This window comes from Paenibacillus sp. B-A-8 (assembly GCF_048572915.1).
GTDB lineage: Bacteria > Bacillota > Bacilli > Paenibacillales > Paenibacillaceae > Paenibacillus_AQ.
This window is the reverse complement of record NZ_CP183882.1, coordinates 6,109,155-6,130,383: the sequence shown is the minus strand read 5'-3', so window position 1 is coordinate 6,130,383 and position 21,229 is coordinate 6,109,155. Positions and strand designations below refer to the sequence as shown.

Here is a 21,229-nt window from a genome sequence, read left to right as displayed (position 1 = left end):
GAGGAGGAGCTGACATGCTAGAACAAACTTTAGTGGAAACACCACATATAGAACAACCACATATAAAACAACATAAAAACTCGATTTCAGCGCAAGCCGTTCTTAACGGGGAGACCAAAGGAATTAGAAGATTACTGCCTTTCTTAGGTCCAGCGTTTATCGCTGCGGTTGCTTATCTGGATCCAGGTAATTTTGCCACCAACATTACGGCGGGTTCAAAATATGGCTATCTCTTATTATGGGTCATTGTAGCCTCGAACTTAATGGCTGTTCTTATTCAGGCGTTGTCCGCTAAGCTTGGTATTGCTACAGGGAAGAACCTTCCGGAGATCGCTCATGATCGTTTCCCGAAGAGTGTATCGATCTTCTTATGGATTCAAAGTGAACTGGTAATAATAGCTACGGATCTGGCGGAGTTTATCGGGGCAGCATTAGGACTTTATTTATTGTTTGATATCCCTATGCTGCCTGCAGCAATGATCACTGCCGTGGGTTCTTTTGCTATCTTAGAGCTTCAGCGTAGGGGATACCGCTCACTTGAAGCCGGAATTGCTGCAATGATTCTTATTGTCGTTTTAGCCTTCGCCTTTCAAGTTATTGTAGCTAAACCGGATATGGGTGCGGTTGCTGTAGGCATGTTTACACCTAAGTTTGAAGGGGTCGACAGCATCCTTTTGGCTGCAGGAATTCTAGGCGCAACCGTGATGCCACACGCCATTTATCTACATTCATCACTTACTCAGAACCGCATCGTAGGGGTGAATGAAGCGGAGAAAAAACAAATTTTTAAATTGGAATTCATAGATATTATTATTGCGATGATTATTGCAGGTGCGGTTAATCTGGCGATGGTCATTGTCTCCGCGGCATTGTTTTTCAAAAATGGTCTTGTAGTTGAGGACCTGGATGTCGCGTTTCAGCAATTTAGTCACTTGGCTGGACCTGTAACGGCGATTTCGTTTGGCTTAGGACTACTTATCGCGGGACTATCGAGCTCTTCTGTAGGCACTATGGCTGGTGATGTGGTGATGCAAGGCTTTATCAACAAAAGAATTAATCTGTACTTACGCCGTGCGATTACGATTATTCCGCCATTGGCGATCATCGGTTTTGGTGTAAATCCAACGAAGGCACTCGTTATCAGTCAGGTGGTCTTATCCTTTGGGATTGCATTTGCCCTGGTACCACTGGTTATGTTTACTAGCAATCGTCAGATTATGGGCGGGTTAGTGAATCGTAAGATGACAGCTGCTCTCGGCTGGCTTATCTCCGGACTGGTTGTATCGTTAAATTTATTTTTGGTCTATCAAATGTTTGTATAAGGCAGGACATCTTTATTTGGTGAATGAAAAAAGGTATACTGGAGCATGTTTATAATTCATAATTCACGCCAAAGTAAGGAGATCGACAATGTCCATGCAGGAAATATCCGGTTATAAGTCTATAGCCCTTGATATTGCACAAAGAATTGTAAGCGGGGAATTCCCCGTACAGAGTAAGCTTTCGGGGCGTTCTCTATTAGCAGGCCAGTACCATGTTTCTCCTGAGACGATCCGTAAAGCTATGGGATTATTGAAGGATGAGAATATAGTATTTGTCTCGCAGGGGAAAGAGATTATTGTCATCTCTGATCAAAAGGCGTATGAGTATATCACTAGAAATAATTATTTGAAATCAGTTTATTCACTGAAAGAGGATCTACAGCAATTGTTGCTGGAAAAGAAGAAGCTCGACAGCAAATTTGAGAAGCTGCTCACTGGAATTATCGAGGCATCAGACCGGATGAAGAATTTGAAACCTTATCACCCGGAAGAAATTACAATCCATGAACAATCACATGTGGTCGGTAAAACCATTGGAACACTACAATTTTGGCAGAATACAGGGGCTACTATTATAGCGCTTCGCCGAGGGGCGAACGTAACAATCTCCCCAGGTCCGCATGTCATACTCAGAGAAAATGATGTACTTGTAGCAGTTGGTGATGAGAAAATGTACCAAAGAACAGAGCAATTTATTAATAAAAATGCTGAGAATCATTTATAATAATAGGTCGAGAAAAGGCTATCCAGCGGGGTTTATCACTGGATAGCCTTTTTTTTGATTATTAAATTACAATAAATTACAAACAACCTATATGCTCATTGTAGGTTGTCAGTTTGGGAGTTGTTTGTTATAGTTTAACTTACAGAGTCGCCCGGCGAGATGATCTGACGATAGAGATAAGAAGGAGAGACCCTATGCTGAAATTTGAAAAAGTAGGTAAGAAATACCCTAATGGTTATGAAGCAGTTAAGAACATTAGCTTTGAAATTGAAGCTGGAGAAATACTAGTGCTGATCGGTCCTAGTGGTTGCGGAAAGACAACAACGATGAAAATGATAAATCGTCTTGTTCCGCATACTTCAGGCCATATTTATATCCACGGTAAAGATATCACCAAGGAGAACCCTGTAACCCTCCGCAAGAACATCGGATATGTTATTCAACAAGCTGGTTTATTTCCGCACTACACCATAGAAGACAATGTAGGCCTGATTCCCGACCTAAAGGGGTGGGATGTTAATAAGAAAAAAGAACGGGTGCTAGAAATGCTCCGTCTAGTCGGACTGGATCCGACCCTATATGCCAAACGTTATCCGAAACAATTATCAGGTGGGCAGCAGCAACGTGTAGGAGTAGCCCGTGCATTGGCGGCTGATCCTGAGATTATATTGATGGATGAACCGTTTGGTGCTTTGGACCCTATTACCCGTGAGCAGCTGCAGGATGAACTGCTACGCATGCAACAAGAAGTAAAGAAGACCATTGTATTTGTAACGCATGATATGGATGAAGCACTGAAGCTTGGAGATAAGATCGCTATTCTTAAAGACGGTGAAATCGTTCAACTGGATACGCCATATGAGCTGCTCAGCCGGCCTGCTAATGATTTCGTAGAATCTTTTATCGGCAAAAACCGTATTTACCAAAACCCTGAGTATATCCCCGTAACAGAAGTTATGCGCGACAATCCATCTACATCGCTTCCAGGGCGGACGCTGGGCAAAGCTCTTACCTTTATGCGTCAACGCAAAATGGATACATTACTGGTTGGAAACGAGAAAGGTAAGCTGCTTGGCATAGTCTCCGCTTATGATGTTACCGCCAAAATGGAACAAAGCCTTACTATCGAAGAAATTATGACACCACCTCAAGTGGTGCTGCAGGATACAGCAACAGCAAGAGACGCATTATCATTGATTACGGAAGCTCCTTACGGCATTATTCCGATTGTAACCGCTGAGGGGATCATTGCCGGGATTGTTACAAGAGGCAGTCTTCTGACGGCGTTTGCCGCACAATGGGGAGGCGTGAAAGAGGAGGAAATGTCTATATGAGAGATCAATCATTATGGCAACAGCTCATATATCAATTAGATATACGTAGGGAAGATTTGATTCATTCTATGGGCGTGCATATGCAACTTGTGCTCTTGTCCATGTTATTTGCAATTATTGTTGGCATTGCGCTAGGAATTATGATTACAAGGGTTAAACCTCTGAAAGGTGTTACGCTTGGTGCAGCTGGGATTCTTCAGACGATACCTAGTCTGGCGATGCTCGGATTTATGATTCCTCTATTCGGCATAGGGATGAAGACGGCGGTTGTAGCTTTATTTCTGTATTCACTGCTGCCAATTATCCGCAACACATACACCGGAATAACTGATGTGGACCAATCTATAGTGGAAGCGGCCCGGGGAATGGGTATGAAGAACTGGCAGATTCTATTCCGGGTCCAACTCCCTTTAGCTTTAAGTGTAATTATGGCAGGGATCCGTACTGCTGCAGTTATTAATGTCGGGACAGCAACACTGGCAGCCTTTATCGGTGCTGGCGGATTGGGTGAATTTATTTTCCTGGGTATTCAACGGAACATCGAAGCTCTAACCTTACTTGGAGCTATTCCGGCCGCGATTCTTGCACTCGTGCTGGATTATCTACTCGGATTGCTCGAACGCCTTACGACTCCAAAGGGATTGAAAGTATAACTTAAGCTCTGGTATAGAAAGAATATAAAAGGGGAGATTATATATGAAAATTCCAAAATTGATGACAGGCGTTTTAACTACAGTATTAATGGGGGCGCTACTTGCTGGATGTGGTGGCGGGAATAATAACGCTGCTGCTGGTAACAGTGGAGAAATCACAATTGGCTCCAAAAACTTCACGGAGAATGTTCTACTCGCTCATATGATGGCAGATCTGATAGAAGATAAAACAGATATTAAAGTGAAGCGCCAGATGAACTTGGGAGGCTCTAATGTAGCTTGGAGTGCACTTGAGAATAATAACATTCAGCTATATCCGGATTACACCGGTACCATTGTAGCTAATTACTATCAGGAGAAGACAGGAAACTCCGAGGAATCGTTGGCTAAAACAAGAGAACTGCTTGAAAAAGATGGACTGGCCTTTCTGGATCCATTCGGCATAAATAATACCTATACTTTAGCTGTTAGTCGCGAAACGGCTGAGAAGTACAATCTAAAGACCTTCAGCGATTTGGCGAAAGTATCTGGAGAAATGGTTCTTGGCGTAGAGTTCGAGTTCTTGGATCGTGAGGACGGATACCCTGGTATCCAAAAACTCTACGGTATGGACTTCAAGCAGAGCAAAGGAATGGACCATGGTATCATGTACCGTTCGATCGACGATGGGGAAACTGATGTAACCAATGCATATGCAACGGATGCGCAAATTAAAGTACATGATCTGGTGATTCTGCAGGATGATAAGGAATTCTTCCCTCCTTATGATGCAGGACCGATTATTCGTCAGGAAACGCTAGATAAATACCCTGAACTAGAGGGTATCTTAAATCAATTGAACGGACAGATCAGTGATGAAGAAATGCAACAATTGAACGCAGAAGTTGATGTGGATGCACTCAAGGAAGAGGATGTAGCTCGTAATTTCCTGATCAAGAAGGGATTAATAGAAGGTTAAATATGAGATGCAAACTAAAGCAGGCTAGGAATTTTCTAGCCTGCTTCTTTTTCTGTTATTTCTTTGTAGGTCTGGCTAGTTTCTAAAGTAGTCTGCCAATCCTTCCGCGATGGCTTTGGCTGCTTTTTTCTGATAGGAGGATTTGCGGACAATTGACTCATCTGTAGGATTGGTAAGAAATCCGAGTTCAACTAAGGTAGCTGGAATTCGATTCTCCCTCAGGATGTGATAATCGCCAAAGGATAACCCGTTGCTCTTTAGACCAATGCCATGGCCTAGCCGGGATTCTATCGCCCGTGCCAGCTTCAGATCATCGGACTCGGAGTAAAAGAAGGTCAGTGTTCCGGACACTTTTTTAGGTGAGGAATTATAATGAATGCTTATAAATGCATCAGCATGCAGAGCCTCAGTCATTTGAACTCGCCGAGCGAGTGTAGGCTTCTGGTCCTCCCGGGTACGTGTCATCTCAACCCGTGCACCTTTAGCTAAAAGGGCATCGCGGAGATAAAGGGCAGTATGCAGATTCAAATCCTTTTCCATGGTGTTATATGTAGTGCCGAGCATTCCTGGATCACTGCCGCCATGACCGGGATCTACGACGATTAATTTTCCTCGTAAATTTCCTGTGCGCGAAACGGTGTTTGTGATGCTTTGCGTTGCTCCGGTACGGATATATTGCGCTGCGACCCAACCGGTGTCACCGCTAGCTGTTCGAATCCGCGCCCAATCGTTCTGACGAAGGAGGAGGGTAACAGTATCCTTGGCTTTTAAAGAACCAAGCATCTTATATTGTGTTCCCGGACCGCTTCGGATACGCAATGAATCTGCCGTTACGGTAGCCTTTGTGGTGTTACCCGAAGGGCTGGTTGAGGTGGAAGAAGCATTACTGGTGTTGGAAGATTTAGAAGCGCCAGATTGCTGGGAGCTGCTGTTCACCTTTTTAAGGTAATAGCCGGCTACCCAACCAGAGGTGTTTCCGGTCTTCACCTTTAACCAACCGTGTTGCTCATCGGACACAGTTACTTTGGCACCGTTCTTAATAGATCCTACTACAGTTGCATTCTTAGCCGGCTCGCTGCGTACATTTAAAGAGTTCGCGTATACCTGAGCGGTATAACTGGCTGCTGTTTTAGCTTCAGCAGGCTGTGACGCTGCCATACCCATAAGACTTGCCGCAAGTAATGTGACACCTATCATTTTATTCATAGTATCCTCGCTTTTTCAAAGTAGTCGTAATTTTTTACCCACTTTACGAGGTTTAGAATAATATTTTTTAAGAATAAGGCCTCTTTTCCAGCTGTCTAAAGACTTGTATAATTATTACATAATGGGAAAAGGATGAAGGAGACTGCCGTGACTAAACCAAAGCTATTCATTGGATCTTCCAGGGAATCCATACGGTATGCAAGAGCGATTCATGAGCAGCTAAAGAGGGATGCTGAAGTTCATCCTTGGTATGCCAATGCCTTTCGAGCGAATGAATATACAATGGAGGCACTGGAGCGAAATTTGGATGAGAGCGATTTTGCTGTATTTGTGTTCTCGCCAGATGATGTTGCCAAAATACGCGGTAAATTTTATTATGTGACACGTGATAATACGGGGTTTGAAATGGGTTTATTCTGGGCTAGATTACGGCGTAGCCGCGTATTTTGTCTAGTGCCTGATCAGGTGACTGCCCGTGATGATTTAATCCCTGGAGAGAATGTTGAAGAGTACCATCTGTTGTCTGATTTATCAGGAATTACATCTCTAGAGTATGAAGTGCATCATGATAATCCTACAGCTGCTGTAGATGTGAGCTGTGGTAAGATTATTGATAGTATTCAAGAGCGTGGTAGATTCCGGGACCCGGTTAAAGATTTAGAGCAGCTAAAGATAGAATTAAGGCGCAAAGAAAGTATCCTTCATTTCTTTTGGCAATATAATAGTAATGTGACCATCTCCGAAAATGGAGAGAAGTATCACGCACTCAGCGAGGCGATACGCAATTCCTTTTTACCTCCGAAGCATTGTCGTGTAATCGGTGCAGCGATTTGGCAGGCTCAAGAGCAGGAGACTCTTGTTCAGGTCGGAGGGAATGTTGGGCGTGGTCACTCTTACCCCCTGTCTGTAACGAGAGGGAATGAGAAGCGGCCTAGTGTGGTGGATGCTTTTTTATCGAGCAAATGGACTTTTTTTCAACGAACAGAAGTTGCAGAGGTATATATCCTATGCTATCCTCTAGGTAAGAAACATGTTCTTTCCGTACATTTTTCAGGGAGTGATGGGTTATCTGCGGATGATCTTAAGGCGGTAGTTGGGCATAATCAGGATTTATTCCGTACCATCAATCATTTAGTAGGGGAGGATTCAGCATGAAGAGAATAAAGGGCATGAATAACTTAACGGGTGCTGTTCTCCGATCTGCAAGTGGTGGAAGCAGTAGTTCAGGAGATAAGAACACCTCAAGTAAAGCAGGCTCGAGCCATACTGCTCAGCAACCAGCTTCAGCTCAAATTTATACTGCGCCTTCTTTAGACGGCGGAGACGATGAATATAAGAAGCTTATTAGCGGTAAGGTAGATAATAATAAACCTTCCTTTGCGTGATAAGCATAAGTGGCTGTCTCAAAAGTAGAAATCTACTTAAGGGGCAGCTTCTTTTTTTTGCGTAAATGTAACGCTCGATTGAGGTATTAAGCTGTGGGACTAATGAAATTTTTGGAGTAATTAGGGAAAAACTCCCTAAAAATAGCTGGTAATAACTCTAAATGAATGGAATTAGGGAATTCCTCCCTAAAAATCGGGGGAATATCTATATTTAGCACCGAATCAGGTCAATTATAGGGAGATATTCCCTAATTGTTAGAATAATGAGCAGAAATCTCCGATTATTAGGGAGATATTCCCTAATTCCTAAGCAGAGCTTCTGTTTCAATTCTTCAGCCGTTGTGAGGGCGCTCTGCACAACGTGTTGTAGCAAGTCATACATAGTGCACCAAGCCACAAACAATGCTGCAGCAGCACATAGAAGCGCTTCTCCATTAACAGGAGAAGCGCTTCTATGCTTACTGGGACAGCCTTCAGCTCTATCGACTGCTTTTCTTGGCAATTTCGCGTCGTACGACAGGTGCAACCTCTGTTGCCAATAGTTCAATTGCCTTGGCTACCTTGGCGTAAGGAAGGCCACCGATGTCGAGTTGAGTCATAAAACGGTTATGGCCGAACAGCTCATGCTGATAAAGGATTTTTTCGATAATTTGCTGCGGGCTGCCCACAGCCATCGTGTTATCAGCAGATACATATTGGCCAAAGTCGTCACGAGAGACGCTGTATTCTTGTCCAGGTTTTGGGCTGATGGAATTACGATAACTATAATAGTAAGGGTAATATTCATCGAGTGCCTGCTGTGAAGTTTCGGCAATGTAGCCGTGGCTAGTAATTGCAATCTTTAATGCTTCAGGTGAATGCCCCGCCTGCATTCCAGCGCGTCGATAAGTTGCGGCAAGCTCTTGGAAAGGTTCTGGACTACCGCTAAGAATGGCGATGGCCATTCCAGTTCCGAGTACGCCGGCTTTCTCCGCGCTTTCAGGAGAACCTCCTACACCAATCCATACCGGCAGGCTTTGTTGAAGAGGGCGTGGAGCAATCTCAGAATCCTTCAAGGATGAACGGAAGGAACCTTCCCAGTTCATAATTTCATGCTTATTAAGCTCGAGAAGCAGATTGATATTCTCGGTGAAAAGTCGATGATAGTCTTCAAGTTCATACCCGAAGAGCGGGAAAGATTCCACAAAAGCACCACGTCCAGCAATAATCTCTGCACGTCCATTCGACAGTAAATCAAGCGTGGCGAAATCCTCGAACACGCGCACGGGATCAATGGTGCTTAATACGGTGGTGGCGCTCGTCAGTTTGATTCTACGGGTAACCTGAGAGATGGCGGCCAGAACGACTGGAACCGAAGAAATTGCAAAATCAAGACGGTGATGCTCACCTACACCGAATACATCAAGCCCCGCTTCATCCGCTAACTTCGCCGCAGCTACAACTTCGTCAAGTCGTTGTTTCGGGCTGATCTTATTGCCGGTATGACAATCAGCTACTATGTCTCCTAAGGTGTAGATACCGAATTCAAAATCGGCTGCTGATGCTGTGGTTACCTCGTTACTCATGATCACAAACCCCTTGTTATTCATATATTTGATAAAGCTTGTTCGTTTATGAAAGAATGTGATTATTATAACACAATAACTTACAAATTGTAAGTTTATGAGTAAATGTTTTGAATTCCAGTCTTTTAAATTACAAAATGAGGAAGATTAATCCATGTTATTACATTATAATTGTCATTAGTATTATATTTCATTTTAAAAATATATCCAAAGATAGCATTTATATGAGGAGGCGTGTGGTAGTGGGAGGAACATTATTAAAATCACATCTTCGTACTGCAGTTATTGGTTTAGGGGTATTGCTTATGGTAAATCCGGTACAAGCTGCTGGGATTGATTCACACACCTCGTATATAGGCTCAAACTTTGAGGATTATTATGCAAATCTGCCTTCTGCGAAGGTAGAGTGGTCAACAACGATGGATTTACCAGCATTAGAAAATGTACCGACGGATTACCTCATGGGGAAGGGGGTTGTTTCTGTTGGTGCAGGTAAAGTTTTTATGCTTCAAAAGGGTCAACTGCTTGCCGTTAACGCTCAGACAGGAAAAGTTGTGTGGAAATACGGTGCTAAATTAAAAACACCGATGCTTTATCAAGACGGCGTGGTTTACGCGACTTCTGAGGCGGGTACCATCTATGCAGTGAATGCAGCTACTGGAAAAAATAAATGGAGCTCGTCAGCAAATAGTAAAGGTGTCAGTCAATTGGTTCTTGATAAAGATCAGCTATTTGCCGCAGCCAATGGTGATATTCAAGCCTACAATCTGAAGGATGGCAAGTTGCAGTGGCGTGATAACTTCAGAGATCAGCTGTTTGAACCGTTTATGGTTGAGGGGAATCTGGTACTAGCTCAAAACTCAGTATCTGGAGCATATACGTATGACATCTTGCATGCGTTTGATCGAACAACGGGTAAGGAGCTTTGGAATAATAGAGATTATGATCTTCCGATTGCAGAGATTAATGGAACGCTTGTCGTACAACGGAAAGCTACCTTATTCGATACTTACCCACTTCCGACACTCGACAGTCTGGATGTTAAGACAGGGAAAGTGGTAAAAACCGTAGAGTATAATCCTGCTAATATTGACCCGAATGATCCCGAAGCATTTAAGGGAGGCAGTGCCTGGAGTGACGGTGACAGAATTTATATAACAGGGGAAAAGGGTGTTTTTAGTTACCCCCTGAATGCAGATCCTGCTACCGTAACACGAGATAATTACTCGTATGCATCTATCGGATCGAATTTAGAATACGCAGCTGGTCCTTATGATGGAAGAATTCTTTTTAGTAAGGGACAAAGTATTTATGGTGTTAAAATGGCGAATAAATCAGCGGTTCAGTATAGTGGGGTTAGCAATCCGATTGCACGCTTTGATCTGCTCGGACATGGTATGTATGTGGCCCAGACTGACGGGAAATTAATCGCGATAGACCTGATTACCGCAAAACCGATCTTACAGCTCAAAACACCAGATAGAGTATTTGGCCCAACCTTGCTGGAGAACGGGATGATTATTGTACAGAGCAAAGGGAAGCTAACTGCTTTCAAGGAGCCGCAGGCACTGAAGATGAAATAATAGAATTCATAAGCGGCTCGCCGAAGAATATTCGGTAGAGCCGTTTTCTGTGAATTGGACTTTAAAATCCCAGTGCGAAAAACACAATTCTAATTTATGATTAATAGGTTATAGATTTAAGAAATTAAATAGAAGGACCGGGGGACTTTATGGAACAGCAAGCAATTTGGGCGATAGGTATTTTTCTACTGATTTATGGACTGATTATATCTGAAAAAATTCACCGTACGATCCTAGCGATGTTAGGCGCTATTGTTATGGTAGCGATGGGCATTGTGGATCAGGAGACGGCATTGCATCACATCGATTTTAATACCATTGGATTACTTGTAGGCATGATGATGATTGTAGGAATTACTGCAGAGACAGGGCTCTTTAAATATGCAGCCGTGAAATCGGCTAAGATGGCGAAAGGGAAGCCGAGACGGATACTGATTGCCTTATTTGTTATTACTGCTGTGGCTTCTGCCTTCTTGGATAATGTTACAACAGTGCTACTTATGGTACCCGTTACCTTCAGTATTACAAGACAACTGCGCATAAATCCGCTGCCTTTTTTGATGTCACAAATTATCGCATCGAATGTCGGTGGGACAGCAACATTGATAGGAGATCCGCCGAATATTATGATTGGCAGTGCTGTGAAAGAGCTGACTTTTATGTCCTTTATCAGCAATCTGACGCCCGTGATTATTATCATTATGTTGGCGTATATCCCGCTTTTCCTGTTGATGTTTGGTAAGCAAATTAAATCTACGCCGGAATTGCAGCAAAGCATCATGAGCATGGATGAGAAGGCGATGATTACGGATCATAAGCTGCTGCGAAAGTGCTTGATCGTACTTGGAATTACGATTACAGGTTTCTTTTTACATCAGGCGTTACATTTGGAGTCTGCTACGGTTGCCTTAGCAGGGGCTTTTTTACTGCTCTTACTAACTGGAGGAGAACACATGCTGGAGAAAGCTTTTCACAGCGTGGAGTGGATTACGATCTTCTTTTTTATTGGACTGTTTGTTCTAGTATCAGGACTCGTCGAGACGGGTGTCATCGCGGAGCTGGCTGCCAAAGCAATCGATTTAACGGGTGGGGATGTGCTCATGAGCTCGATGATGATCTTATGGGTAAGTGCAATCGCTTCTGCGTTTCTTGATAATATTCCTTTTGTAGCCACGATGATTCCTTTGATTCAGGAGATGGGACAGATGGGGATTACCAATTTAGAGCCCCTCTGGTGGAGTTTGGCCTTGGGTGCTTGCTTAGGTGGTAATGGTACATTGATCGGTGCCAGTGCGAATCTGATCGTTGCCGGTCTAGCCGGAAAAGAGGGCTACCCGATTACGTTCATGAAGTACTTAAAGGTGGGCTTCCCTTTGATGCTGCTGTCCATTGTGATCTCAAGTGTATATTTATATTTAAGATACCTGATGTGAACAAGTGTGTCAGAAATAAGTTTTATTGTTGACAGCTTTTCAAATGGATGATATTTTAAATGTTATAATTCCAATTGATTTACTTTGAATAAAAATTACCGACTGTTCCTACAGAGGTATTGCGCATGTAAAAGCGCAATACCTCTGTTTTTTTGTAAATATAAGAATGTATAAGTTTCACGCTATACAGTATCCTTATATTTCTCGCATAAACACTTATTGTCCTAGTAAGGATGCTGAAGGCGATTGGGCTTGACTCAAACTAGAAGGTAGGGGTTCCGGTGGGAGAAGCGTTGCTGGCTATTTCAAATCTGAATAAACGTTTTGAGTCTGCAGGGGGTCATGTTCAGGCACTGTATAATGTTGATCTCCATGTGCAAGAGGGTGAATTCATTACGGTCATCGGCCCCAGCGGTTGCGGCAAAAGCACGCTGCTGCGCATCGTGGCCGGTTTGGATAGCGGTTATACGGGGAGTGTTACCCTAGGAGGGACGGAAATTGGAGGTCCCGGAATTGATAAAGGGTTTATTTTTCAAGAGCATCGTCTCTTTCCTTGGCTCACTGTAGAGAAGAATATTGCTTCCGATTTACCGCTAGGGAACAAGGAGATTAGACGGAAGGTCGATGAGTTGATTGATCTCGTCAAGTTAAATGGATTTGAGAAATCCTATCCCCGGGAGTTATCAGGAGGGATGGCCCAACGGGTGGCGATAGCCCGTGCACTACTGCGAAATCCCAAAATCCTGCTGCTGGATGAACCGTTTGGTGCACTGGATGCGTTCACCAGAGCACATATGCAGACGGTATTACTGGACATTTGGCGTGCGAATAAAACAACCATGATTTTTGTGACACATGATATTGATGAGGCTGTATTTCTAGGTAATCGGGTAGTGATTCTAGAACCGCGCCCCGGAAAAATACGTAAGATTGTACCGGTTGATCTGCCGTATCCACGCAAAAAAACAACGTCTTCCTTTCAAGAGCTACGTTTGAAGGTGTTGAATTATTTTGAAAAAGTCGATGAGCTTGAGCTTATTGACGGGGCAGGAATATAAATAAGTCGACCATACCAATGGAGACCTCCGAAAGTGTTCAATATTCGAGGGTCTCTTTTTGTTATTTAAAGAGATTGTAAAGCTAAAAAAAGGCGGGTGCAGAGCATGACAAATCGGGCTATGGCCGTAAGAACTTCCGGACGCCCCGGAAAGGTAACAACATTGGGACTGGGTCTTCTGTTGCCGGGCACTGTGCTGATTCTATGGCAGACCCTAGGACACTATGGAATGATCTCAGAGATGCTGTTCCCGACACCGTATACCATTGCGGAATCATTTGTATCCTTGGCCGTCTCAGGGGATTTATGGCCGAACTTTAGGATCAGCTTGGTGAGAGCTCTTTCCGGCTTCCTGCTCGGTGGTGGACTTGGACTGCTATTAGGCATTCTTGTAGGTCTGTTCCGCAGATCAGAGAAATTGCTAGATCCATCCCTGCAAATGATTCGCATGATTCCGAGCTTGGCGGTAGTGCCGCTGTTCATCTTATGGTTCGGGATCGGCGAGGAATCTAAAGTGCTGTTGATTGCTAAAGGCGCATTTTTCCCACTTTATATTAATACGTTCATGGGCATTCGCGGTGTGGATAATAAGCTGTTCGAAGTTTCTCGAGTGCTTGGGTTCAGTCGGTTTAAGCAAGTTGTAAGATTAGTGCTTCCAGCGGCGCTGCCGAACATTATTCTCGGAGTGCGCCTTTCCTTGGGGCTATCTTGGTTAGGTCTGGTAGTAGCAGAGTTGATTGCTTCCACTTCAGGCATTGGGTATATGATGTCGGACGCGCGTCAATTCGCGGATACCCCTGTGGTGTTCGTGGGAATTATTATTTTTGCTATTGCAGGACTGGTGAGTGACTCTGTTGTCCGCTACATCGAACGACGGCTGCTGAGATGGCAGGACAACTATCGTGGATAAACAGAAAACGCGCACGAAACGAAAGGGGGATGCACCATGAGCGATGGAGTAGAAGCTATTTTAAAAAATGCTACAAGAGCACGGGAATCGTTAGATAGCAGTGATACTGCTCCTTTATCGACTAAGAAATCGGAGAGATCCGCGGTACCTATAGCATGGAAATCTCTACTGTCAGATTGGGGAACGGGCGCTATCATTCCGGTGGTGACGATCGTCCTTTGGCAGCTGGCAGGAAGCACCGGACTGATTTCCGCGCAGTTTTTGCCGACTCCGTTGTCGATCGCCAGAGCGTTTACAGGCCTATTGGTTACTGGAGAGTTAACTCATCATCTAGGTGTCAGTATGGGGAGAGCGGGAATTGGTTTTCTCATCGGAGGTGTTCTAGGCCTTTTATTCGGAGTCCTGACTGGTTTATTTCGCAGTGTGGAATATGTGCTAGATCCTAGTGTGCAGGTGTTGCGGCTTGTCCCGCATCTAGCTATAGCACCGCTGATTATTTTGTGGTTTGGCTTTGGGGAGATGTCTAAAGTAGTGATCATTCTGACAGGGTCATTTTTTCCACTTTATATTAATACGTTTATGGGCATCCGCAATGTGGATAACAAGCTGTTTGAAGTGTCTCGGGTGTTAGGCTTTAGCCCGTATCAGAAGCTGCGCAGGCTGATATTGCCGGCAGCATTACCTGGGATTTTGTTAGGATTGCGGCTGTCATTGGCTGTAGCATGGATTGGTCTTGTTGTAGCTGAGCTCATTGGATCACAGTCCGGCATCGGATTCCTGATCAATGAGGCGAAGCAGAATTCAAATACAGAGGTTGTATTTGTAGGCATTATTATTTTTGCTATTGTCGGTAAGCTAATCGACTCTTTGTTCCGAATCATTGAACGCAAGTTCTTGTTCTGGCGCGATAGTTACGAAGGGTAAACCAATTGAGGAGGTCTTGGGCTATGAGTAGATCGATACAAAAAGGATCGTTGAATTTGGTGGCGGATGTGCTCGTTATAGGCGGAGGACCGGCAGGAACATGGGCAGCCCTTACGGCCTCAGCAAAGGGTGCGAAAGTTGTCCTCGCAGATAAAGGCTATTGCGGTTCGAGCGGTGCAACTGCGCCTTCGGGAACAGGGGTCTGGTATGTCAAGCCGGATGAAAAGCTCCGGGAGGAAGCTAAGGCAAGTCGATATATATTGGGCGGTCAGCTGGCTGAATCCCGCTGGATGGACCGAGTGCTAGACCGTACGTATGTCAATATGAACAAACTTGGCGTTTCAGGATATCCATTCCCTGTAGATGAGCAGGGCAATCAGTTTCGTAGGAGTCTTCAGGGACCGGAATATATGAAATTAATGCGTAAACTGGTGAAAAAGGCGGGCGTTAAAATTTTAGATCATAGCCCAGCCATGGAGCTCCTTGCGGATGAGCATGGCGTAGCCGGAGCGGCTGGCGTTCATACGCAGAGTGGTGAGACCTGGACGGTTCAAGCCGGAGCGGTCGTTATTGCTACTGGGGGGTGCGCCTTCTTAAGTAAGGCACTCGGCTGCAACGTGCTTACTGGTGATGGCTATTTATTCGCTGCTGAGGCCGGAGCAAATCTGTCAGGTATGGAGTTCTCTAATGCCTACGCGATTTGCCCTACGTTCTCATCGGTGACCAAGACGGCGTACTACAGCTATGCCAGCTTTTATTATGAAGATGGGAGCATTGTGGAAGGGGCAGGTTCCAAGAAAGGGCGTTCAGTGATCGCTCGGAATTTGCTGGCAGGCAATCAGGTGTACGCCAAACTGGATGGAGCGCCCGAGGATTTAAGACCGCTGCTGCGGGTGGCGCAGACGAACTTTTTCCTTCCCTTTGATCGACAAGGGATCGATCCGTTCAAGGATGCTTTTCCGGTTACGCTTCGTCTCGAAGGAACGGTTCGCGGGACGAGTGGTATTCATATCACAGACGAAAGCTGTGGCACAGGTGTTCCGGGACTTTATGCGGCAGGAGATGCAGCAACCCGTGAGCTGATTTGCGGGGGATTTACTGGTGGTGGCAGTCATAATGCGGCTTGGGCTATGTCATCCGGCTCTTTTGCAGGAGAGGGGGCAGCTGTCTATGCGCAGAGCCTTGGCTCACATGCAGCGCACCGTAATCCAGTCGGCTTATCATCTTCCCCACTGGTTCATCAAGAAGTGAAGCCAGGAGTGACTGCTCAAACGACAGAGGTTGTATCTGCTGTGCAGGCTGAAGTGAAGCCGTATGACATTAATTTATTCCGTACGGACAAAGGGCTGACCTCTTCATTAGGTCGTCTGGATGAACTGTGGAAAGATCAGCGCAGCCGTGAGATTCAGCGTACACCTGAAGGGGTTAAAGCGCGTGAAGCTGAAGCCATGACAGCAACCGCCCGCTGGATGTACAATTCTGCGCTTGCCCGTACAGAGACGAGGGGCATGCATAAGCGTGAAGATTTTAAGGGAACGGATCAAGATCAGCATCATCGCTTGATTAGCGGTGGATTGGATCAGGTATGGGTGAAGACAGAAGCCGTGTCCAAGGAGGGTGTTTTATCGTGATTGAGGTGATCAGCGCTGCCAGATGTGTAGAGTGCAACCAATGTGTATCGGTCTGCCCGACCAATGTTTTCGAACGGGTAGAGGATGGCATTCCTGTTATTGCCCGGCAGAGCGATTGCCAGACTTGCTTTATGTGTGAGCTGTACTGTCCTGTGGATGCTCTTTATGTAGCGCCAGATTCAGAGAAAGTGATTGGGGTGACAGAGGCAGGGCTTCAAGAGCAGGGGCTACTTGGTGGTTATCGTGAAAAAGTAGGCTGGGGCAAAGGCAGACAGCCGGTAGCAAGTCATGACTTTATGTACAAGTTGGCGTCGAGGGCAGGGTTCTGATCTTGATTAAGATTTAAATAAATAACATTTACTAGGGGGAGAAAGTAATGAAACAAGCGTACAGAGAGATTCAAGGGAAACGATCTAAAAGGATACGATTTGCACTTTTAACTACGATAATGATGATCATGCTGGTGCTTCAGGCTTGCGGAAATAACGCTGGGGGCAATGGAGCATCTGCATCCGGCGGCTCTAATACAGAGAAATCTGGAGGAGAGACCGCGAGTAATGTTCCAGCGGTTCTAAATTTTGGTTTTATCGGCTCCAATAAGCTGAATGTGCCAGGTGGCGCGGAGGGCTGGGGCTTTTATAAGGGGATTATTCAGGAAGAGTTAAAGAAATATGGCATTACTGAGGTGAAGCTTACGGGCTTTCCAAACGGTCCCGATCAGACAGAATCCTTAATTAGTGGTCGGCTGGATATCGGCAGTCTTGGGGATACACCTGCTATTATTGCTTATGCTTCTGGCGCCAAGACGCGTCTGATTTCACAATCCTCAGCCAACACTATCGGTTATTTAATCGGTAAGAAGGATGGGCCTAAGACGGTGAAAGATCTGCAAGGTAAAACTATCGCGATTCAAAAAGGCTCTTTTATGCACCGCTATGTGGTCGGATTACTACAAGAAGAAGGCGTGACCGACTACAAACTCGTGCATATGCTCATTCCGGATGCTACCGCAGCTTTAGCACGTGGAGATGTAGATGCTACTACGAACTTGGGTGTTCCTGCGCTGAAGTTAATTGACCAAGGCTATACTCACTTGGATGACGCCTCGAAGCATCCGAACCTGCTTGGCACTAGCGCAACCGTTGTGTCTGAGGATTATCTGGCGAAATTCCCTGATTTCCCTAAGGTATGGAATGCCGCTCGTGAGAAAGCATTGGCTGACTTGAAGCAGCATGAAGATGAATATTATCAATTCCTCGCCGAAATCGGAGATACAACCCCTGAGCTGGCGAAGCAAGTAAATCCGATCAGCGATATCAAGGATACCGCATTTACTGATGAGGGAACCAAGCTGCTGGAGGGTACTAAAAACTTCCTTGTCGAAGAAAAGCTTGCGAAAAAGGATTTTAATATTAGTGATTGGCAGCTGAAATAACGATGGCTGGGAAGAACAACCTGAATTTGAAGCGGTCTAAAATAGCATGTGCTAGCTAATTTTTTTGGGAGGAAGTCAAATGTCGCAGATTAAGAAGGAAATGACAGTGGATGTCCTCGTGCTTGGAGGAGGCCCCGCAGGTGCTTGGGCGGCATGGAGTGCAGCGTCGCAAGGTGCAAAGGTAGTCCTGGCCGATAAGGGCTACTTGGGCACAAGCGGGGCTACTGCTCCGGGCGGTACAACGCTGCTCGTTATCCCTCCGATTGCCGAACTGCGAGAGCAGGCGGTTCAATCCAGGCTGAAATCCGGTGGATATTTGTCGGAGAATGCTTGGATTCACCGAGTGCTGGATCAGGTAGAGCAGAATCTGGCTCTAGTCGAGCAGTGGGGTTATCCTTTTCCAAAGGATGAGGCAGGCAACTCACTTCGTACACATCTGCATGGAGCAGAATACATGCGGATTATGCGAAGAGTTGTCCGCAAAGCGGGGGTCACGATCCTCGATCAGTCGCCAGCGCTAGAGCTTCTTCATGATGAACATGGGGTTGGCGGGGCACGTGGAATCAACCGTCTGACAGGGGAGTCTTGGGAAGTGAAGGCTAATGCCGTAGTGATGGCAACCGGTGGCTGCGCTTTTCTCAGCAATGGTCTTGGCTGCAACGTACTGACAGGCGAAGGGCTGCTGATGTCTGCTGAAGTGGGAGCCGAGCTGTCGGGCATGGAATTCAGTCGCCAATACGCGCCGAGCTTTGCGGATGGAACCGTAACCCGCGGCCGTATGCTGGCGTGGGCAACGCTTTATGATGCGGACGGTCATCCGCTGCATAAAGGGGATCGGACTTTTGGCAGCATTCCTGAAATGATGCTCAAAGGTCCGGTTTATGCTTCGCTCGATATGGCAGATACAGCGGAGAAACAGGATTTTCTGCGAAAAGCGCATCCGATTTTCTTTATGCCGCTGGAGCGGGCGGGGATTGATGCGTTTAAGCAGAAATTCCCGCTCACCCTGCGCTATGAGGGAACCATGCGCGGTACTGGGGGGTTGCGCCTTACGGGCACGGACTGCCGGACGACCGTGCCCGGACTTTATGCGGCCGGAGATGCCGCATCTCGCGAGAAAGTGACCGGCGCCATCTCCGGCGGCGGGGCTTACAACGCTTCCTGGGCCATATGCAGCGGAAGCTGGGCAGGTCAGGGAGCCGCGCAGCATGCGCGGTCCTGCCGAGGGCAGGCGAACAGCCGCAACCTTACCGCAGCGGGACGCTACGGTCTGGCGGCTGGCGCCGACACCTCGGAGACGCTGGAGGTGAAGCCGCTAGTCGCGGCGATCCAGCGTGAAATCTTACCGCTGCAGATTAATTATTTCCGCAGCGAGCCGGGCATTTCTTCAGCCTTGAAGCGGCTGAATGCCTTGATGCCCTTCTTGAACGGGCGGGTCCCCGCCACCGTACAGGGCATCGTGCAAGCGCGTGAAGCCGCGGCTATGCTCGCGTCCGGCAGGTGGATGTACACCGCCGCACTGGCTCGGAAGGAGACGCGCGGCCTGCAAAAGCTCGCGGAATATCCAGAGCTTGATCCGCGTCAAACCCACCGGCTGATTGTATCCGGTATAGAGCAAATAAGCATCGGTACCGAAGCTGTGCCCCATGCTCATGAACTGAATCTACTAAAGGAGGGGCAGGCGATATGATCGAACTAATCAGCTTGGAACGCTGTGTGGGTTGCAAACTGTGTACGAAAGTATGTCCGACAAACGTATTCGAAATGCAGGGGAAGATTCCGGTTATTGCGCGTCAGGAAGATTGCCAGACTTGTTTTATGTGTGAAGCTTATTGCCCTGTAGATGCACTCTATGTAGCACCGCAGGCAGATCAGCTGATCGGTGTAAATGAGGAGGCGCTAATCCAGACAGGGCTGCTAGGGAGCTGGCGGGCTGAGATCGGCTGGGGACCGGGCGCTAATGGCTCAATGGCTGAAAGGGATACTACCCCTTATTTTGAAGTGTTTACCGAGCAGTACCGTACGTGAAAAAACGAATGTTCTACACTAAAAAGCCGCTCAGACTTACAAGTCTGAGCGGCTTTTTTTAATTCGGTATTGTAGCTACACATCTTCTACTAGAAAAATCTATAGCAGTGCTTCGATCGCTGGCTCAATATCCAGCGGATCCACAGTAGATTCGAATCTTGTAATTACATTGCCTTCGCGATCAATTAGAAATTTAGTAAAGTTCCATTTGATTTCGTCATTGTTCAGTGCTTCCGGATCTTTGCTCTCAAGCATGCTTTGAAGCAGCTTTCCTGAAGAATGGTTCATGTCGAAGCCTTCAAATCCAGCCTGCTCCGTAAGGTGAGTGAAGAGGGGGTGTTTATTTTCGCCCTTTACTTCAACCTTCTCAAAGAGAGGGAACGTAACGCCGTAATTGATTTGGCAAAAGACATTCACTTCTTCATTGCTGCCAGGTTCCTGCTCGCCAAATTGATTGGAAGGGAAACCGAGAATTTGGAAGCCACGATCTTCGTATCGTTCATAGAGCTTTTGCAGGTCGGAATATTGATGGGTAAAGCCACATTTACTTGCTGTATTCACAATCAAAAGTACTTTACCTTTGTATTGTTCTAGTTCGATATCTTTTCCACGAATACTGCGTGCCGTATATGGATAAATGCTCATGCTGCTACATCCCTTCAGTTATGTATTGTAAACCCTAAAGCTGCCAGTGAATAAGAACAGGAAAAATTTTCAATGATTTAATTGTAAACAATGAAAATATCACTGTCAACTTCATACCCAGAAAGGGAGTGGAACCTTTAAAGCAGAACTAGAATAGTATGGATATGGGTTATTTCATATTTCAAAGCAGCTGTTATAGGAATAATTCTACCTCATATTGTTTTAATGCGTTAAAGCTACTCTGCGTTCCATTATTATCTTGCATCGAAAACATTTTTTGATTAAGATAGCAGAAACCAGCGCAAAAGACGCGCTGACATAAACAAGGACTATGACGAAGAGAGTAAGCATTATAGCGGATCTTAACAGGGAAGGCGTGCCGGAGACTGAGAGCACCCTTATGAGACGATTAATGCCGAAGTTCACTTCCGAGTCG

General features: G+C 45.8%; 20 protein-coding genes. 17 read left to right on the top strand and 3 right to left on the bottom strand.

Annotation, left to right across the window (positions count from 1 at the left end):
• The first annotated feature begins 14 nt into the window (after positions 1–14).
• The 5 genes from ACN6MV_RS27650 (at position 15) to ACN6MV_RS27630 (ending at position 4,991) form a co-directional block, all read left to right on the top strand.
• Entirely contained in the window at positions 15–1,322 is a 1,308-nt protein-coding gene (locus ACN6MV_RS27650) for an Nramp family divalent metal transporter (RefSeq protein ID WP_081954198.1), read from the top strand.
• Positions 1,323–1,410: 88 nt separating this feature from the next.
• Positions 1,411–2,046, top strand: a complete 636-nt coding sequence (locus tag ACN6MV_RS27645; protein WP_231573950.1) for a TrkA C-terminal domain-containing protein — start codon at positions 1,411–1,413, stop codon at positions 2,044–2,046.
• A gap of 194 nt (positions 2,047–2,240) precedes the next feature.
• Positions 2,241–3,380 (top strand): ABC transporter ATP-binding protein, encoded by a 1,140-nt coding sequence (locus ACN6MV_RS27640; protein WP_042131101.1) that lies wholly within the window; start codon positions 2,241–2,243, stop codon positions 3,378–3,380.
• Complete coding sequence (locus ACN6MV_RS27635; protein WP_042131100.1) at positions 3,377–4,033, top strand: ABC transporter permease; 657 nt, start codon at positions 3,377–3,379, stop codon at positions 4,031–4,033. The genes ACN6MV_RS27640 and ACN6MV_RS27635 overlap by 4 nt, the downstream gene beginning before the upstream one ends.
• A 43-nt stretch (positions 4,034–4,076) precedes the next feature.
• Positions 4,077–4,991: a glycine betaine ABC transporter substrate-binding protein gene (locus ACN6MV_RS27630; RefSeq protein WP_341115211.1), complete on the top strand. Its 915-nt coding sequence runs from the start codon at positions 4,077–4,079 to the stop codon at positions 4,989–4,991.
• Positions 4,992–5,066: 75 nt separating this feature from the next.
• On the opposite strand, the gene ACN6MV_RS27625 is transcribed toward ACN6MV_RS27630, so the two are convergent.
• Entirely contained in the window at positions 5,067–6,197 is a 1,131-nt protein-coding gene (locus ACN6MV_RS27625; protein WP_419885281.1) for an N-acetylmuramoyl-L-alanine amidase, read from the bottom strand.
• 147 nt (positions 6,198–6,344) lie between these two features.
• Between ACN6MV_RS27625 and ACN6MV_RS27620 the strand changes: the two genes are divergently transcribed.
• Complete coding sequence (locus tag ACN6MV_RS27620) at positions 6,345–7,352, top strand: TIR domain-containing protein (protein ID WP_231573941.1); 1,008 nt, start codon at positions 6,345–6,347, stop codon at positions 7,350–7,352.
• Positions 7,349–7,582, top strand: coding sequence for a hypothetical protein (locus ACN6MV_RS27615; protein ID WP_042131096.1), 234 nt, complete (start codon positions 7,349–7,351; stop codon positions 7,580–7,582). The genes ACN6MV_RS27620 and ACN6MV_RS27615 overlap by 4 nt, the downstream gene beginning before the upstream one ends.
• Positions 7,583–8,061: 479 nt before the next feature.
• Here ACN6MV_RS27615 and ACN6MV_RS27610 read toward each other — a convergent pair whose 3' ends face one another.
• Positions 8,062–9,147, bottom strand: a complete 1,086-nt coding sequence (locus tag ACN6MV_RS27610; protein WP_076120308.1) for an LLM class flavin-dependent oxidoreductase — start codon at positions 9,145–9,147, stop codon at positions 8,062–8,064.
• 242 nt (positions 9,148–9,389) lie between these two features.
• Between ACN6MV_RS27610 and ACN6MV_RS27605 the strand changes: the two genes are divergently transcribed.
• From ACN6MV_RS27605 to ACN6MV_RS27560, 10 genes are all read left to right on the top strand, one after another.
• Positions 9,390–10,730: a PQQ-binding-like beta-propeller repeat protein gene (locus ACN6MV_RS27605; RefSeq protein ID WP_419885280.1), complete on the top strand. Its 1,341-nt coding sequence runs from the start codon at positions 9,390–9,392 to the stop codon at positions 10,728–10,730.
• A gap of 149 nt (positions 10,731–10,879) precedes the next feature.
• Positions 10,880–12,163, top strand: a complete 1,284-nt coding sequence (locus ACN6MV_RS27600; protein WP_419885279.1) for an SLC13 family permease — start codon at positions 10,880–10,882, stop codon at positions 12,161–12,163.
• A 281-nt stretch (positions 12,164–12,444) separates the two neighbouring features.
• A complete protein-coding gene (locus tag ACN6MV_RS27595) occupies positions 12,445–13,221 on the top strand; it encodes an ABC transporter ATP-binding protein (RefSeq protein WP_419885278.1) in 777 nt (258 codons plus the stop codon).
• Positions 13,222–13,326: 105 nt separating this feature from the next.
• Positions 13,327–14,130 carry an ABC transporter permease gene (locus ACN6MV_RS27590; RefSeq protein ID WP_419885277.1) on the top strand — a complete coding sequence of 268 codons (804 nt, stop codon included), beginning with the start codon at positions 13,327–13,329 and terminating at the stop codon, positions 14,128–14,130.
• A gap of 36 nt (positions 14,131–14,166) precedes the next feature.
• Positions 14,167–15,054, top strand: a complete 888-nt coding sequence (locus ACN6MV_RS27585; protein ID WP_419885276.1) for an ABC transporter permease — start codon at positions 14,167–14,169, stop codon at positions 15,052–15,054.
• 23 nt (positions 15,055–15,077) lie between these two features.
• Entirely contained in the window at positions 15,078–16,685 is a 1,608-nt protein-coding gene (locus tag ACN6MV_RS27580) for an FAD-dependent oxidoreductase (RefSeq protein ID WP_419885275.1), read from the top strand.
• Positions 16,682–17,014, top strand: coding sequence for a 4Fe-4S dicluster domain-containing protein (locus ACN6MV_RS27575; RefSeq protein ID WP_076120303.1), 333 nt, complete (start codon positions 16,682–16,684; stop codon positions 17,012–17,014). The genes ACN6MV_RS27580 and ACN6MV_RS27575 overlap by 4 nt, the downstream gene beginning before the upstream one ends.
• 47 nt (positions 17,015–17,061) lie before the next feature.
• A complete protein-coding gene (locus ACN6MV_RS27570; RefSeq protein ID WP_339288175.1) occupies positions 17,062–18,120 on the top strand; it encodes an ABC transporter substrate-binding protein in 1,059 nt (352 codons plus the stop codon).
• A 79-nt stretch (positions 18,121–18,199) separates the two neighbouring features.
• Entirely contained in the window at positions 18,200–19,810 is a 1,611-nt protein-coding gene (locus ACN6MV_RS27565) for an FAD-binding protein (protein WP_419885274.1), read from the top strand.
• The gene (locus tag ACN6MV_RS27560) at positions 19,807–20,148 is read left to right on the top strand and encodes a 4Fe-4S binding protein (protein ID WP_042131086.1); all 342 of its coding nucleotides are present in this window, start codon (positions 19,807–19,809) and stop codon (positions 20,146–20,148) included. Before ACN6MV_RS27565 ends, ACN6MV_RS27560 begins: the two co-directional genes overlap by 4 nt.
• 99 nt (positions 20,149–20,247) lie before the next feature.
• Here the strand turns inward: ACN6MV_RS27560 and ACN6MV_RS27555 are convergent, their stop codons facing one another.
• A complete protein-coding gene (locus tag ACN6MV_RS27555; RefSeq protein ID WP_042131085.1) occupies positions 20,248–20,793 on the bottom strand; it encodes a glutathione peroxidase in 546 nt (181 codons plus the stop codon).
• Positions 20,794–21,229: the final 436 nt, after the last annotated feature.

Excerpts from the sequence above, each read along its gene's own strand:
- ACN6MV_RS27590 (WP_419885277.1), top strand. The coding sequence starts at position 13,327 with ATGACAAATCGGGCTATGGCCGTAAGAACTTCCGGACGCCCCGGAAAG.
- ACN6MV_RS27630 (WP_341115211.1), top strand. The coding sequence starts at position 4,077 with ATGAAAATTCCAAAATTGATGACAGGCGTTTTAACTACAGTATTAATG.
- ACN6MV_RS27560 (WP_042131086.1), top strand. The coding sequence starts at position 19,807 with ATGATCGAACTAATCAGCTTGGAACGCTGTGTGGGTTGCAAACTGTGT.
- ACN6MV_RS27600 (WP_419885279.1), top strand. The coding sequence starts at position 10,880 with ATGGAACAGCAAGCAATTTGGGCGATAGGTATTTTTCTACTGATTTAT.
- ACN6MV_RS27580 (WP_419885275.1), top strand. The coding sequence starts at position 15,078 with ATGAGTAGATCGATACAAAAAGGATCGTTGAATTTGGTGGCGGATGTG.
- ACN6MV_RS27570 (WP_339288175.1), top strand. The coding sequence starts at position 17,062 with ATGAAACAAGCGTACAGAGAGATTCAAGGGAAACGATCTAAAAGGATA.
- ACN6MV_RS27645 (WP_231573950.1), top strand. The coding sequence starts at position 1,411 with ATGTCCATGCAGGAAATATCCGGTTATAAGTCTATAGCCCTTGATATT.
- ACN6MV_RS27625 (WP_419885281.1), bottom strand. The coding sequence starts at position 6,197 with ATGAATAAAATGATAGGTGTCACATTACTTGCGGCAAGTCTTATGGGT.
- ACN6MV_RS27635 (WP_042131100.1), top strand. The coding sequence starts at position 3,377 with ATGAGAGATCAATCATTATGGCAACAGCTCATATATCAATTAGATATA.
- ACN6MV_RS27585 (WP_419885276.1), top strand. The coding sequence starts at position 14,167 with ATGAGCGATGGAGTAGAAGCTATTTTAAAAAATGCTACAAGAGCACGG.
- ACN6MV_RS27565 (WP_419885274.1), top strand. The coding sequence starts at position 18,200 with ATGTCGCAGATTAAGAAGGAAATGACAGTGGATGTCCTCGTGCTTGGA.
- ACN6MV_RS27615 (WP_042131096.1), top strand. The coding sequence starts at position 7,349 with ATGAAGAGAATAAAGGGCATGAATAACTTAACGGGTGCTGTTCTCCGA.
- ACN6MV_RS27555 (WP_042131085.1), bottom strand. The coding sequence starts at position 20,793 with ATGAGCATTTATCCATATACGGCACGCAGTATTCGTGGAAAAGATATC.
- ACN6MV_RS27650 (WP_081954198.1), top strand. The coding sequence starts at position 15 with ATGCTAGAACAAACTTTAGTGGAAACACCACATATAGAACAACCACAT.
- ACN6MV_RS27610 (WP_076120308.1), bottom strand. The coding sequence starts at position 9,147 with ATGAGTAACGAGGTAACCACAGCATCAGCAGCCGATTTTGAATTCGGT.
- ACN6MV_RS27640 (WP_042131101.1), top strand. The coding sequence starts at position 2,241 with ATGCTGAAATTTGAAAAAGTAGGTAAGAAATACCCTAATGGTTATGAA.